General features: G+C 44.0%; 13 protein-coding genes. 7 read left to right on the plus strand and 6 right to left on the minus strand.

What is annotated here, in order from left to right; translation table 11 throughout:
- Positions 1-167 precede the first annotated feature (167 nt).
- From V1499_RS12410 to V1499_RS12435, 6 genes are all read left to right on the plus strand, one after another.
- Positions 168-872, plus strand: coding sequence for an RDD family protein (locus tag V1499_RS12410; RefSeq protein WP_409270232.1), 705 nt, complete (start codon positions 168-170; stop codon positions 870-872).
- A gap of 136 nt (positions 873-1008) precedes the next feature.
- Positions 1009-1485 carry a staygreen family protein gene (locus V1499_RS12415; RefSeq protein WP_409270233.1) on the plus strand — a complete coding sequence of 159 codons (477 nt, stop codon included), beginning with the start codon at positions 1009-1011 and terminating at the stop codon, positions 1483-1485.
- A 208-nt stretch (positions 1486-1693) separates the two neighbouring features.
- Positions 1694-3001, plus strand: coding sequence for an ABC transporter substrate-binding protein (locus tag V1499_RS12420; protein ID WP_409270234.1), 1308 nt, complete (start codon positions 1694-1696; stop codon positions 2999-3001).
- A gap of 135 nt (positions 3002-3136) precedes the next feature.
- Positions 3137-4462: a carbohydrate ABC transporter permease gene (locus V1499_RS12425; RefSeq protein WP_409270235.1), complete on the plus strand. Its 1326-nt coding sequence runs from the start codon at positions 3137-3139 to the stop codon at positions 4460-4462.
- Positions 4463-4473: 11 nt separating this feature from the next.
- Positions 4474-5295 (plus strand): carbohydrate ABC transporter permease, encoded by an 822-nt coding sequence (locus V1499_RS12430; protein ID WP_409270236.1) that lies wholly within the window; start codon positions 4474-4476, stop codon positions 5293-5295.
- 133 nt (positions 5296-5428) lie between these two features.
- Positions 5429-7384, plus strand: coding sequence for a glycoside hydrolase family 15 protein (locus V1499_RS12435; RefSeq protein ID WP_409270237.1), 1956 nt, complete (start codon positions 5429-5431; stop codon positions 7382-7384).
- 128 nt (positions 7385-7512) lie between these two features.
- Here V1499_RS12435 and V1499_RS12440 read toward each other — a convergent pair whose 3' ends face one another.
- The 3 genes from V1499_RS12440 to V1499_RS12450 all read right to left on the minus strand — a co-directional run bounded on the left by V1499_RS12440 (position 7513) and on the right by V1499_RS12450 (position 9745).
- Positions 7513-8163 carry a hypothetical protein gene (locus V1499_RS12440; protein ID WP_409270238.1) on the minus strand — a complete coding sequence of 217 codons (651 nt, stop codon included), beginning with the start codon at positions 8161-8163 and terminating at the stop codon, positions 7513-7515.
- Positions 8164-8634: 471 nt separating this feature from the next.
- Positions 8635-9000: a hypothetical protein gene (locus tag V1499_RS12445; protein ID WP_409270239.1), complete on the minus strand. Its 366-nt coding sequence runs from the start codon at positions 8998-9000 to the stop codon at positions 8635-8637.
- Positions 8981-9745, minus strand: coding sequence for an LAGLIDADG family homing endonuclease (locus V1499_RS12450; protein WP_409270240.1), 765 nt, complete (start codon positions 9743-9745; stop codon positions 8981-8983). Before V1499_RS12450 ends, V1499_RS12445 begins: the two co-directional genes overlap by 20 nt.
- 221 nt (positions 9746-9966) lie before the next feature.
- On the opposite strand from V1499_RS12450, the gene gndA reads away from it, so the two are divergent.
- The gene (gene gndA, locus V1499_RS12455) at positions 9967-11376 is read left to right on the plus strand and encodes an NADP-dependent phosphogluconate dehydrogenase (RefSeq protein WP_409270241.1); all 1410 of its coding nucleotides are present in this window, start codon (positions 9967-9969) and stop codon (positions 11374-11376) included.
- A gap of 35 nt (positions 11377-11411) precedes the next feature.
- Here the strand turns inward: gndA and V1499_RS12460 are convergent, their stop codons facing one another.
- The 3 genes from V1499_RS12460 to V1499_RS12470 all read right to left on the minus strand — a co-directional run bounded on the left by V1499_RS12460 (position 11412) and on the right by V1499_RS12470 (position 13978).
- Positions 11412-12056: a hypothetical protein gene (locus V1499_RS12460; protein ID WP_409270242.1), complete on the minus strand. Its 645-nt coding sequence runs from the start codon at positions 12054-12056 to the stop codon at positions 11412-11414.
- Between the two features lie 127 nt (positions 12057-12183).
- Entirely contained in the window at positions 12184-13548 is a 1365-nt protein-coding gene (locus V1499_RS12465) for an amino acid permease (RefSeq protein WP_409270243.1), read from the minus strand.
- Between the two features lie 76 nt (positions 13549-13624).
- Positions 13625-13978: a hypothetical protein gene (locus V1499_RS12470; RefSeq protein ID WP_409270244.1), complete on the minus strand. Its 354-nt coding sequence runs from the start codon at positions 13976-13978 to the stop codon at positions 13625-13627.
- Between the last annotated feature and the right edge of the window lie 81 nt (positions 13979-14059).

The following is a 14059-nucleotide window of genomic DNA, read 5'->3' on the forward strand; positions in this document are numbered from 1 at the left end:
GCATCCTCCGGAACATTGCCATTGATTCGGGACACTGGGTAGAGTCCCGCCTTGAAAGGTAAAACCAAATGACAAAACACGACAATTTTAACCAATTTTTCTAGTAATCTTTCAGCCAGTTTATTATACTATTTAATATTGTTAATTTTTTATAAGGAGGCAACTACTTGTACTGTCCTAATTGCAACACGTTAAATGATGATTCCGCCCGTTTTTGCAGCAAATGCGGGGAATACCTCGAAAAGAAAGCACCGAAAATATGTCCGGATTGCGGTACTGAAGGGAAAAAGGGCGATCCCTTCTGCAATATGTGCGGCTATAAATTCCCTGATGGCAATGCGCCAATCCAAACAGCACCGCCAACGAATAACTATGGCAACACTGGCAACGCAGATGGTTTTGGAGGGAGCAATGGCGGTTTCCAATCAGGCCCTTCACACAATTTCGGGTCTTACTCCGCATTTGGCGCCGATGCGGATAACGTACGGTATGCGAATTTTGGTGAAAGGCTTGTAGCACTTATAATCGATTCGGTTATTTTGGGCGTCGCTGGATTCCTCCTTGGGATTGTATTCGTATTCATTGACGATACCGGCATTCTCACGAATTTGATTTCCCTTATTATCGGTATTGCCTATAAAGCGGGAATGGAGGGCTCCTCCTACCAGGCAACGCTAGGGAAGATGGCAATGGGTATAAAGGTAATTGGGCCTGATGGCGGGCGAATCAGCTATGGCAGGGCCATCGGCAGGTACTTTGCGACTTTCCTGTCTTCAATCATTTTAGGGATCGGTTACCTGATGGCTCTCTGGACAAAAGATAAACGGACCCTTCATGACTTTATAGCCGATACGTATGTAATTAAAAAATAAGAGCAGGAAAACCCCCTTTACTTTTTAGATAAGGGGGTTTTTCATTTGTCTTTATATAGGATAGGCAATCGTCACAAATTTGTAAGGGACGCATAGTATAAAGCAGGTAGATAAAAGGGAAAGGAGCTTGCTTGACTTGACTAAATTCAATCAGGCTAACTTAACAGTCACCTATATAGCGCCGATTACCCCATTTAGGCCGCTCGAGGGAAGAAAGTATACTTTGTCCCATTCGGATACGACTGGTAAACTTTTTTTGACGATTGGGCCTGAATACAGCTATTCGACAACAACTGTTGCCAAGGATGAAGTTTTTGCCGAATGGGTCCAAAGCATGGGTGAGTATTCCCTGTACGGACGTGTACATGTAAGCAGCGGTGAATTCGACGAACAGCAATCCGGAGTCCGGTTCATGATTTTTAAAAAGGAAATGGATTTGGCCCTTACGGCAATTGTTTATGGCGACCAAGTGTTTTACAAAAGCTTTCCATGGCTCCTGGATGCTCCCATTTACATTCAATTTGATTCTATCTATCCCGAATTCAAGAAAGTCCTATACTATGGGACGCCAAGGCAATACCTTGCATCATCACGCGGACAGAAAGTAACGTAGCAGCGCGGGATAAAAATGCCTGCGCTGTTTATTTTGTAGAATATTCCATTGATTTGGACATACCCGGTTTTTTTAAAAGAAACAAGGGTAAATACGTTTTAGCATAACTTTTACCGAAATCGGTTCCAGGCCCTACATATAGAAAACATGCTGCGGATTAGAAGAGTGAACTGGATACCGGCTTCAAAATTTACTAGGAGGCGTTCTTATGCATAAGAAAAGTAAGTTCCTTCCGATTTTGGCTTCCGCCGCTCTCGCTTTGGGACTGGCCGCCTGCCAATCTGCTTCTGATAAAACGGGAGGGGACTCAAAAAAGGATGGTAAAGGGGAAGGCACAAAGGATAAAGTTGTTACAATTACGTACGCCAGGGGCGCTGATACGACAGGAAGTACCGAAAAACTAATCCAGGCATTCGAGGATGCACATCCAAATATCAAAGTCGAATACCAGGAAATGCCGAACAGCAGCGGACAGCAGCACGACCAATATGTTACCGCCTTCAGCTCGAAAAGCGACGAAATTGATGTATTTGATGCGGATGTCGTTTGGCCGGCTGAATTTGCCCAGGCGAATTATGCCCTCGAGTTGGACAGGTTTATCGAGAAAGACGGAATCAATATGGATGATTATTTCCCTGCGACAGTCCAGGCGGGCAAATTCGGCGGGAAACAATGGGCCATGCCTAAATACATGGACGCCGGCCTCCTATATTACAGGACTGACATTGTAAAGGATCCGCCGAAAACGTGGGATGAATTAATCGCTGCCGCGAAAGAAGGGCAAGGGAAGGAAGGGACAAAATTCGGTTTCGTCCTTCAGGCGAACCAATATGAAGGCCTTGTCGTAAACGCAATTGAGTTCATTGCAGCCTATGGCGGACAGGTCATCGACGAAAATAACCAGGTTGTTATTGACAGCCCTGAATCTATCAAGGGCTTAACGAAAATGGTTGAAGTCGTTAATTCGGGCATAACGCCTAACAATATCCTGAACTTTACTGAAACAGAAACGGAAACCGCGTTTATTGAAGGGCAAACTGTCCTTGCGCGCAACTGGCCATACATGTCGAAATCCGGCGCAGACAAAGAGCGTTCGAAGGTCCTTGATAAAGTTGGCTATTCTGTACTGCCTTCAGGTGATAAAGGGTCCGCTTCGACTCTCGGCGGATACATGACAATGATTAACCGGTATACGGACGAACCGGAAGCTTCGTGGGAGTTCGTTAAATGGATGACAGGCAAGGACGGCCAACTCATTTCCGCTATTGAAGGCGGTAGGGCACCGACGCTGAAAGCTTTGTATGATGACGAAAAGGTTAAAGAAGCAGCCCCGCTATTTGGCAAAGAAGAATTTGTCAATGTGCTTCATAGCGCCGTTCCAAGGCCTGTAACGCCAAATTACCAAAAAGTATCCGATATTATGCAGATAGAAGTTTCCAAGGCGTTGACCAAGAAAATTACCCCAGAAGAGGCCATTAAAAATATGCAACAAAAAATGGAAGAGGCTTTAAAGTAATCTTTCCATTTGTTAATAATTTTATTTCAAAGGAAGAAGGTGGGTGTTCTCGCACCCGCCTCTTTTCTTTCAAGTTCCACTTTAACAAACCTCAATGGCGTATCCATAACCCATTTGGAAGAGAGGGTGGTCATAATGGCAAAAGGCCCCGGGCGCAACTTCAGCCTTAGCGAAAAACAGCTTGGCTATTTGATGGTATTGCCGTCCCTGTTACTGATTCTAGCAGTTGTGATTTGGCCAATCACCCAATCCTTTTGGAATAGCCTGTTCGATTACAGGCTGAACGACCCCACCAGATCACAGAAAATGCTGACGGATAATATCGACCTTGAACGATACGCAAACAACTATTATTATTTGTCCAATTCCCTGGAAAGCCTTGAAGAAAGCGTTAAGGAGACGGATGTTAATCAAGTGCTTTCCGACATAAATACACAAATCGAATCCTACCATAAAAAGCTTTTGGGCGAACCCGGAATGGAGGATAAATACAAAAAGGTAAACGATATTATTGCTTCCTTCAGGCCCGTAACAGACTCAAAACTTAAGTATTCAAAGCTGGATTCAAAGCTTGCGGCTGATTATTCCACAGTATTGGAAAAAGCGGACAAAAAACTGGACAAGCTCCAATTTGGACCGGAAGAAGAGGCAATCGCGGCCGACTTAAAGGAACAGCTTAAAGATACGAGGGGAGCAATCCTTAAGTCAAATTTTATCGGCTTTAAAAATTATATGAATTATTTTCAGGACCAGCGGATGTGGCAATCCATTGCGAATACGACAATCTTTACGGTCATATCCGTATTTTTCGAGCTCGTTATCGGATTAATGATCGCACTGCTCTTGAACAGAGTGTTTTTTGGAAGGGGTATTGTCCGGGCGGCAGTCCTAATTCCTTGGGCCATTCCGACCGCGGTTTCAGCGATGATGTGGAAGTATTTATATGATGGCCAGTCAGGCATTATCGCTCACTTTTTTGAAAAGCTCCACCTTGTAGAAAATGCAGGGGATTTATTGACCACGCCAACCGGTGCAATGTTCTCCATCATTTTTACCGATGTATGGAAAACGACTCCCTATATGGCGCTGCTTCTGCTTGCCGGCCTCCAGACCATTCCTTCTTCGCTGTATGAGGCTGCGCAGGTTGATGGAGCAAACAGATACCATCAGTTTTTCAAAATTACGCTGCCACTCTTAAAATCGTCTTTTCTTGTGGCGCTCCTGTTCCGTACTCTCGATGCTTTCAGGGTTTTCGACCTGATTTATGTATTGACTGGGGGAGGGCCGGCGAATTCAACGGAATCAATTACGGTCTATGCATATAAAACATTGTTCTCCCAGCAAAACTTCGGAGCCGGATCTGTTTTATCAGTCATTGTCTTCCTGGCTGTGGCATTGATCAGCATGATCTATATCCGTTTTATCGGTTCCGACCTCTTTGAAGGGAAAATTAAGAGTTAGGAGGATTGAGGATGAATAGGAGAGCCGGAATTCCTTTTTATGCGTTCCTGGTTGTTTTCGTATTTCTGGTGATGTTCCCATTCTTATGGGTATTTCTCACATCGATTAAACCGCCCGGCGAAATATTTTCATCATTCGCCTGGTTCTCAAAGGAGCCGACGCTCAGGTCGTACGAATCAGCCCTGACGACTAGGCCTTTGCTGACATATATGAAAAATAGTTTTATCGTATCGGCATTGACAACCCTTATTGCAATTGTTTTCGCGTCATTCGCGGCCTATGCGCTGACCCGCCTGCCGATACGGTTCAAAAAACTCATATTGGGCATCGTACTGGCCTCTTCTATGTTTCCGCATATTGCAATCATGTCGCCAATCTATAATTTTGCGACAGACTTCCATTTGCGGAACACGTACATGGGTCTTGTAATCCCGTATATTACGTTCAGCCTGCCGCTCGCGATTTGGCTTCTATCTACCTTTTTTCAAAAGATTCCTTTCGACTTGGAGGAATCCGCGAAAATTGATGGCGCGACTCCATTTCAAACCTTCAGGAAGGTCATCTTTCCGCTCGCTGCGCCAGGTGTTTTTACAACGGCGATTCTTGTCTTTATCACGGCATGGAATGAATACCTGTTCGCGCTGACAATCAACTCGAAGGAGTCATCCAGGACGGTGCCTGTTGGAATATCGCTCTATCAAAGTGACTATACCGTCCCGTGGGGCGACATTACGGCAGCAACGGTTATTGTAACGATACCGATTGTTGTGCTGGTCCTTATTTTCCAAAGAAGGATTGTATCTGGGCTGACTTCAGGTTCGGTAAAAGGATAAAGTGAACTTCAATAAGCGTTTAACCGTATTGATGGTTAAACCAATTTACTCGATTCCTCGTAATATAAACCATGGTCTTACTTAACGTTATAAAATAGAATGATGGACTTGTTTTTTTGGGGGTGACAAATGTATGAGGAAAAAACCTTACTTAACAGACGCGATTATCGGCAATTCTAAAATGCTCGCAACGCTGACGAAGGATGGGCAGCTCCAGCGCTTGTTTTGGCCGAATATCGACTATCCGCAGCATGCAAACCGGTTCTATACCGGCATCTATATCGATGATGAAGGGGGAGGAGGGACCACTTCGTTTATCCATGAAGACGGGTGGGAACACCTTCAGTCTTACGAGGAAGATACGAATATTCTTTTCACCACGGCACGAAACTTTGAACTGAAAGTTGAAATCACGCAAACAGATTTTGTGGTGCCCGGAATGGACATTTTTGTTCGGGATTATCATGTTAAAAACCTATCAAGTTCACCTAATAGGATGTCCTTCGTCGTGTACTCAGATTTTACTGTCGATGACAGGAAACGGTACAGCACGGTGATGTTTAACCCAGTGGACGACTGCCTAGTGCATTATTTCCGCCAATATGCCTTTGCGGTCGGAAGCAGCATGGAGGCAGCCCAGTACCAGAGCGGCTCGGCTTTGGATGCGGCCCGGGCGAACAAACTAAGCGGCAAGGTAATCATGAACAAGACAGACGGAGCGCTTTCATGGGACCTTGGGGATATGGCAGGCGGTGAAGAGAAGCGGCTGACCGTATACATTACGGCCGGGTCCAATCTCGGAGGTGCAGTTGCCTGTCTTGCCAAAGCAAAAGAGCAGGGGCCAGATGATCTCCATGATCGAACGGTGCGTTACTGGGAGGAGTACCTCCTTCAGGGACGTGCAATCCATATTGATGATGAAAAGACTAGTCAGGTATACAAAAGGTCATTGCTCGCGTTCAAGCTGCTGAATGATGAAGAGACGGGAGCGTTCATCGCAGGTCCGGAAGTTGATGAAGATTATGACTATTCCGGAGGGTATGCGTATTGCTGGGGCAGGGACGCCGCTTATATCGCCACTGCCGCCACCGTTGCAGGATACCATGAACTTGTATCCAAATTTTATTATTCTACGATGGCGACACAAAGGGATGATGGAGCCTGGGAGCACCGATTTTACACGAATGGCATGCTCGCCCCGACCTGGGGAATCCAAATCGATGAAGGCGGCTCAATTCTCTGGGGTATTCATAAACACTATGAAATTACTAAGGATGACATCTTCCTGAATACCATCTGGCCCTCCGTGGAAAAGGGCGCCAATTACCTGACAATGTTCATTGACCTTGAAACCCATCTGCCGCTCCCGACAAACGATCTTTGGGAAAAGAGGGAGGGGGAACATCTGTACTCAACCGCAGCTGTCTATGGCGGTTTGATTGGTTCGGCAAAGCTTGCCCGAAAACTGGACCGAGTAGATTTGGCCGAAAAATGGGAAAGAACGGCAGAACGGATGAAAAAGACGGTAGAGGAACGATGCTGGAATGAAGAAACCGGCTCCTATTTAAGGGCCCTGAAGCTTGCAGTTGACGAGAAAACCTATACTGAGGCAGAGCTTGCAGGTAAGGAAACGGTTGTAGAAGAAGACCGGAAAGGATACAAAACTTACAGATTGATGGAGGATCCAGTTGTCGACATCAGCCTCCTCGGGTTGAATGTACCTTTTGGGATGATTGATGAAAATTCGGAAAGGATGCTTAAGACAGCCGAAACGATTGAACGCCTGTTGACTTCGCCGGTAACAGGCGGACTGGAACGTTTTCCAGGGGACGTTTATATCGGGGGGAACCCGTGGATTCTCACCACCTTGTGGATGGCCTTGTTTGACATTAAAATCGGCAATTTCGAAAAAGCACGCGCTTCTTTGCAATGGGCCGTGAACAACGCCAACCATCTAGGCCTGCTGCCTGAACAAATACACAAAGAGACCGGCGAGCCCGCTTGGGTCATGCCGCTCACATGGTCCCACGCGATGTTTGTGCTGACAGTCATAGCGCTGGAGGAAGCGGGGGAGTTGAATAGCGGTTAATGACAACAGCGAAATCCATTTTGGAGGTGGATTTCGCTGTTTTTTAAAAGTAAAAAGAAATGGAGGAATAATTGCAAAAGGTGGTCCCAAAAGATATCTTTATGGACAGCCCCGTTTTTTGGTTTCCATTATATAAAATTCCGATCTTTCGCTGCATCTTTTTGAAAGGCAGCAACGACTCCATAGCAAAGCAGGCTTATATAAAATATCCCACTGTTAAAAAAGGCTTGCAGGAACTGGACAGGGATGAAACCCAGCAACGGGGTGATCATTGCCAATAACATCAGATAAGCGAGCCAATTTGGAAAAACTTTCGATTTTAACGTGCCAATTGCAAAACCGAGAGCTCCAAAAAAAGCCAATGGGATGAAAAAGATGAAAAACCGAAAAACTGAATGGTCAAATACGCTGGTCATGAATGAATCAGCCTTTGTAAATTCTCCCTGGCTTGCAACCCCATCAAAAACAACTGGTGCAACCGAGGAAAGCAGGGTGTAGGTAGTCATTTCATATAGAAGGATATACGTAAACAAAAAGGTAAATCCAATTAGCCCCCAAGCACCAGCTTTGGATGCAATTCGGGCATAAATTCCAATAAATCCAAGAAACAAAAAGATTATACCGAAAAGAAGGAGGATTGAAACATTATTTACAGTGGCCAGGAAACTGTCAACTTGCTCAAGCTTCAAAAGATCCGGGAAGAAATAAGCCTTATAAACCATAATGGCCGATCCAATACCCAAGGAAATCCCGCTTAACTTTGCAATGGCTGAACTCATAATTTACCTCCCAGGTATGAAAAAATTTGATTCATGGTTTAATACATATGCAAAGCGCCAAATTGAATGAATTTAATTAATGTTGTTATGTTGTAATTTAAAGGAAATCAGTTCATTGTAAAGATACAAATAAACAGTTTAGGTAAACTAAATGAAAAGATCAAAATTCAACCTGGAAATTGTACAAAATGAATATTCAACAAAATCTTCTCTAAATCCATCTCACAAATGTTGCGATTCAGAGAGCATTATATTATTTTTTACACTGCTAGAATTCACGGGATAAAGATACTAGAGCATTTAATATAAGCGGAACCATAGAAAAACGAAGAATGGAACAAAATTTTTCATTCTGTCTCACTATCAAGAGTTTACTTTGATAGTGAGACTAGTTTTCCGTTTTTAAATTCAACTTCCTAGAATATATATTATGTAAACTGATAAAAATTATAAATAATAGAATCCAATCCTCTATGATTGAACCCTATGGCTTCTCCCTTCCTTGACAGCTACATTAACATCAATAAACTCTGCGGCATATTCAATTAAGTCACTCATATGAATTCCATTTGTTTGGGCAAAAACTCTCGCCCGGCCTAGCAGTTCACGGTCAAAAGTGGATTTATAGTGAACCCGGTCAGACCGCTTATTCTTTATAAGATTAAGATCTTTTGCATCAATTAAAATGTTCATTCCGCTTTCAATTAAATAATTAGTATATGTATTGTTTTGTTTCGCGATTTCTCCTAGTTTTGCCAGAATACCTGAACTGACAGTTGTTCTAAACTTAACTCGTTTTGATATGGGCAAAGCATCTTTATTCATAATTTGCAACATATTTTTTTTTCTTCAATACACAGTTTGATCTAGCGTTCCTATATATAATATCCGCCAGTTTCTTCACGCTTTCTCTGTCAGATACAACGACTCTGTAAATTGAATTCAAACTATTAGTTTTTTCTGTGCGGATTCTTGCTCGTAAAGTCCACTCTTGATATACGGACAATAAACCCTGCGCAAAACTAGAACTGCCGCTGGTTACTGTAACAGTGTATCCCTCATTATCTACATATCCATCCCCATCAATGACGCCTCGTACAAAGGATGGCAAATATTCTTGTGGACATTTAGGAAAATTAACTGTTAACGATTTCCTTTTTGTTACTCCCAGTTTACATAACTTATCTTTTAAAGTCTTTGAGCAAACTGTCAATGTATATAAATCTGCATGTGCACGTTTTGCCGCTTTACCGGTGAATCCCATCAGGTTTGCTATTTTCTCCAAAAGTTGTGGATCCTTTTGGCTCACTGAAAAAGATTGGTTAGTTGGACATATGTTCCCATCCGTAATAATCAGCCCCAACACCCAAGCCATTTCATTGGTCCATTGATCAAAAAAAGCTTCGTTTACATTATGTTTCCTCGGGGGTCCCGTTCTTGTTGCATTTAAGCCATTTTTAGTAATAACATTTAAGATGGCCCTTGCTGTCAGGCCGCTTATCTCGCTCATTTCCTTATAAGAAACTCTATCTGTATACATTTTGACAATGTTTTCATCCGTAATCCCCTTCTTTCTTGGCAATTGGCCCTCCCTCCCCTCATAGAACACTTGTTCTACTTCTATTATACAACAACGAGGAAAACTTTTCCAACTCCAATTCTCTTTAAAAAACCGAATTATGTAAAGACATAGTATTTCCTACTCATTGCCTTAAGACCTTATGACGGGTAACTGAAGTTAACTTTTGGTATACTACGTAATATATTCCCTAAAATATATAGCAGGAAAGGACGAAATACAATATGCCAAAACACCATATCGGCGTCATTGGGCTTGCAGTTATGGGCAAGAACCTTGCCTGGAACATGGAAAGCAAAGGCTACAATGTCGCGGTTTACAACCGCTCACCGGAAAGAACGGACGAAATGGCGACGGAATCCGAAGGCAAAAACATCTTCCCTGCCTATTCCCTTGAAGAATTTGTTGATTCACTTGAAAAACCACGCAAAATCATGCTGATGGTGAAAGCAGGCAAGCCAACAGACGCGACCATTGAGCAATTGAAGCCGCTCCTTGATAAAGGCGATATCCTCATAGATGGCGGAAACACATTCTTTGCCGATACCCAGCGCCGCAACAAAGAGTTAAGCGAGGCAGGCTTTCACTTTATCGGAACCGGTGTATCAGGCGGCGAAGAAGGCGCACTAAAAGGCCCTTCCATCATGCCGGGCGGCCAAAAGGAAGCCTATGACCTTGTCGCTCCTATCTTTAAGGATATTTCAGCCAAGGTGAATGGCGAGCCATGTACAACCTATATCGGTCCTGACGGCGCCGGCCATTATGTAAAAATGGTCCATAATGGGATCGAATATGGGGACATGCAGCTCATTTCCGAAGCCTACTTCCTTCTTAAAAATATTCTTGGATTAACAGCCCAGGAACTGCACGAAGTATTCGCGGAATGGAACAAAGGCGAACTCGACAGCTATCTTATCGAGATTACAGCTGATATTTTCAAAAAGACCGATGAGGAAACCGGAAGGCCTCTAGTTGATGTCATTCTCGATACAGCCGGCCAAAAAGGCACCGGAAAATGGACAAGCCAAAGCGCGCTCGATCTTGGTGTCCCCCTTCCAATCATCACCGAATCGGTATTCGCCCGTTTCATTTCAGCCATGAAGGAAGAACGCGTTCAAGCAAGCAAAATCCTCCGCGGCCCAGCCGAAAACACCTTTACGGGGGACCGCAACGCTTTCATTGAATCGGTCCGTAAAGCCTTGTATATGAGCAAAATCTGTTCGTATGCCCAAGGATTCGCACAATTGAGGGCGGCATCCGAAGAATATGGCTGGGATGTGCGCTACGGTGACATCGCGATGATATTCCGAGGCGGCTGCATCATTCGGGCGCAATTTTTACAAAAAATCAAGGAAGCATACGACCGTGAGCCTGGCTTGAAAAACCTTTTGCTAGATCCGTACTTCAAGGAAATCGCCGAAGGCTACCAGGATCCGCTGAGGGAAATTGTCGGGGCTGCTGTCCAAAACGGAATACCGGTGCCTTGTTTCTCGGCGGCGATCGCTTATTACGATAGCTACAGGAGCGAAACGCTGCCTGCCAATCTTCTTCAGGCGCAACGTGACTATTTTGGCGCGCATACGTACCAAAGGGTCGATAAGGAAGGCATTTTCCATACCGAGTGGCTGAAATAGAACACAGCAAGGGAGCTGCAAACGCAGCTCCCTTTTTAATTGTAATGCTTTTGTTTGATTAGGAATTCATGGATCGATGGATTATCGAGCTCAAAGTAAGGGCTTGAAACGTATTGGATATCCCCGCTTTTTCCTTTGATATAAGTAGGCTCGTCAAATGCAATCAGTTCCCGAATCGACAAATGGGCCATGTTCGTCATAATAAAAATTTTATTATAAAGCGTTTCATCCTTGAACAAAGCATGGATAAGCATCGCAAACCGCTCAAGAATTTCAATGGGTTGGAATTCATCAAATTCACTGACCTCCGCAAAAAATTGCTTCGTCTTATTATTATTGAGGCCAAACAAGATGTAAGGTTTTATTGTAAAAAAGGGCTTGATGATCACTTCATAATCACATTTCTGCAAATCATCGAAAGAATCGTCCACATTTGAATCAGGAAAAATGCCCCTTTCAAAAGAAATCGCGATGTTCAGGTAGTCAGGATCCTCGTCATCTTCAAACTCCCCGTCCATTTCGGTTTCATAAACGGTTTCTGCAAAAACCTCATCGTCTTCCGAATCATCGACATCCAATTCAATAATCTGCCCGGACATATCATTGACAATCATCGGCAAAAAAGGAGCTAACAGGCCAAGAACATGATCGTAAAATGGGAACCTGGTGTCTATAGTCAATTGATTTCCTCCCCGCTCATAATGACATGATGACTTCTGTACATATAATCTACCCATTCTCGTTGGATTCACACCTTCCTGCAAAAATTGGGCAAAAGAAAAAGCCCCTGAAAAGGAGCATGATTCTTTATGCCGGCTTTTGCTTTTTCCAAACCTTAAAGTGCATGATCAGCGTCGCGATTCCTATGATTAGAACAAACCCGATACTTACAAAAAAGCCAAAACGGATTTCGCTTTCCGCAAGTGTACCGCTTGCCGCCGCAAGCAACAGCAACAAGCCCATGAAGGCAAGAACCTTTCCCCCTTTGCCTGTTTCGAGGATACGGAGGCCGGAAAGGATAATAAATCCCCAATTAAACAAAATGAGAATTCCCGCTGCTGTTGTGATATATTCGTAAATTTTGCCCGGTAGTAGCAATGCCGTAATGATTGAAGCCAATAAGCCTACCGCCGCCAACCCGAGCGATGGCAAAGGCACATGTTTCCATTTTATTTTTTTCGCAAAAATAGCTGGCGCATCCTTGCTTTTTGATAAAGTTACCAGCAAGGTAGTAACCCCGAACAAGGAGGCTGTCATTGTCGAAAAACCCGCCATAATGATAGCGGCATTAAATACATGGGGAAAAAAAGAAAGGTTGTAATGTTCCATGGCTGTGACAAATGGGCTTTCCTTGTCGTTAAATTCGCCATAATTAGCCATGATGACCGCGAAGCCGATTGCCAGGAAGTAAATGGCCACAAGGACGATCAGCATAATGATTCCCGCTTTTGGGGCATCTTCCTTCTTTTTCAGCCTTGTCGCCATTAAACCGATTACTTCAATCCCCCCATAGGCGTAGTAGGCGTAAATGAGCGATGCCCAGAAGCCCATAAGCCCATTTGGAAAAAAACCGCCCATCGAATCCGGAATGCCGGGATGCTTTACATCCCCGTGAAGTACGCCTGTTAGGGCAAGTATTGCCAAAATGATGAACATGATGATTGCCGACGTCTTGATAACGGCAAGCAAATTTTCCACCTTATCGAAACCCTTGTTGCCCGTAATGACAACCAGGATTGATAAGACTGCATACCCCGCAGCAAAAAGCCAAAGAGGAATATTAGGAAACCAAAACCTCGACAGGATGGACAATGCTGTCAATTGGCTGCCCATAATAAGGATATTAGACGACCAATAATTCCAACCGCAGCTAAATCCCGCCCACTGTCCAAAAGCCTTCCCTGCATAATAACAGAACGAACCGTCCTGGGGATCTTCCGCGGTCATTTTCGCCAACAAATTGTAAACTGTGTACGTACCAAAAGCTGCCAATAAAAAAGAAAATACAAGTGATGGACCAGTCGTTTTAATCCCTATGGCTGATCCAAGGAAGAAACCGGTGCCAATTGTACACCCGATTCCTATTAACGACAACTGCCACCATTTTAGGCTTCCCTTGCCTTTGCCGCCACCTTTGTGCCCAGATTTGGCCGAAGGGATAAAAAAGTCCATGAAATACCTCCTTACGGTATTTTCTCAAAAGTAAAAGGTTTTCATCGTATAGTACATAGCACTAAATGGAATGTAGTTATTCTTCTTTTTCCTCTTCATCCTCAACAGGTTTTCCCGCGTTTCGTTCAACTGTCCGGTACATGGCAGTCGTCATGCTTCCCTGGACGACATATTCAAGAAAGAAAGGCGTGAATATTTTCTTATACTCGTCATCGTCAAACATTTTCCTGTTTTGGAGCTCCATTTCCCCCAGGCCTTCGTATTCTGAAAGGAGCACATAGGAATAGTCCGGGCCCGCGATAGGCGATAATAGTTCGACTTTGTGGCTGTAATGGTCGTTCCGATAGCTGACGATTTTCTCAAGATTTGCAAATGCCTCCATAAACTTCTCCTGCTTGATTTCAAAGGTTTGATAAACATAAACTGTCATGGCAACCTCCTTGATTCTTAATGCCTCGCTGGCGGCTGTTTCTTAAAGTCAAATACCTGGCGGCGGCCAGGATTAAAGTAA

Source organism: Neobacillus oceani, assembly GCF_046237595.1.
GTDB lineage: Bacteria > Bacillota > Bacilli > Bacillales > Cytobacillaceae > Bacillus_D > Bacillus_D oceani.

Bases quoted from the DNA above. Each gene is read 5' to 3' on its own strand.
- V1499_RS12465 (WP_409270243.1), bottom strand. From the start codon at position 13,548: ATGGACTTTTTTATCCCTTCGGCCAAATCTGGGCACAAAGGTGGCGGC.
- V1499_RS12420 (WP_409270234.1), top strand. From the start codon at position 1,694: ATGCATAAGAAAAGTAAGTTCCTTCCGATTTTGGCTTCCGCCGCTCTC.
- V1499_RS12470 (WP_409270244.1), bottom strand. From the start codon at position 13,978: ATGACAGTTTATGTTTATCAAACCTTTGAAATCAAGCAGGAGAAGTTT.
- gndA (WP_409270241.1), top strand. From the start codon at position 9,967: ATGCCAAAACACCATATCGGCGTCATTGGGCTTGCAGTTATGGGCAAG.
- V1499_RS12440 (WP_409270238.1), bottom strand. From the start codon at position 8,163: ATGAGTTCAGCCATTGCAAAGTTAAGCGGGATTTCCTTGGGTATTGGA.
- V1499_RS12430 (WP_409270236.1), top strand. From the start codon at position 4,474: ATGAATAGGAGAGCCGGAATTCCTTTTTATGCGTTCCTGGTTGTTTTC.
- V1499_RS12425 (WP_409270235.1), top strand. From the start codon at position 3,137: ATGGCAAAAGGCCCCGGGCGCAACTTCAGCCTTAGCGAAAAACAGCTT.
- V1499_RS12445 (WP_409270239.1), bottom strand. From the start codon at position 9,000: ATGTTGCAAATTATGAATAAAGATGCTTTGCCCATATCAAAACGAGTT.
- V1499_RS12435 (WP_409270237.1), top strand. From the start codon at position 5,429: ATGAGGAAAAAACCTTACTTAACAGACGCGATTATCGGCAATTCTAAA.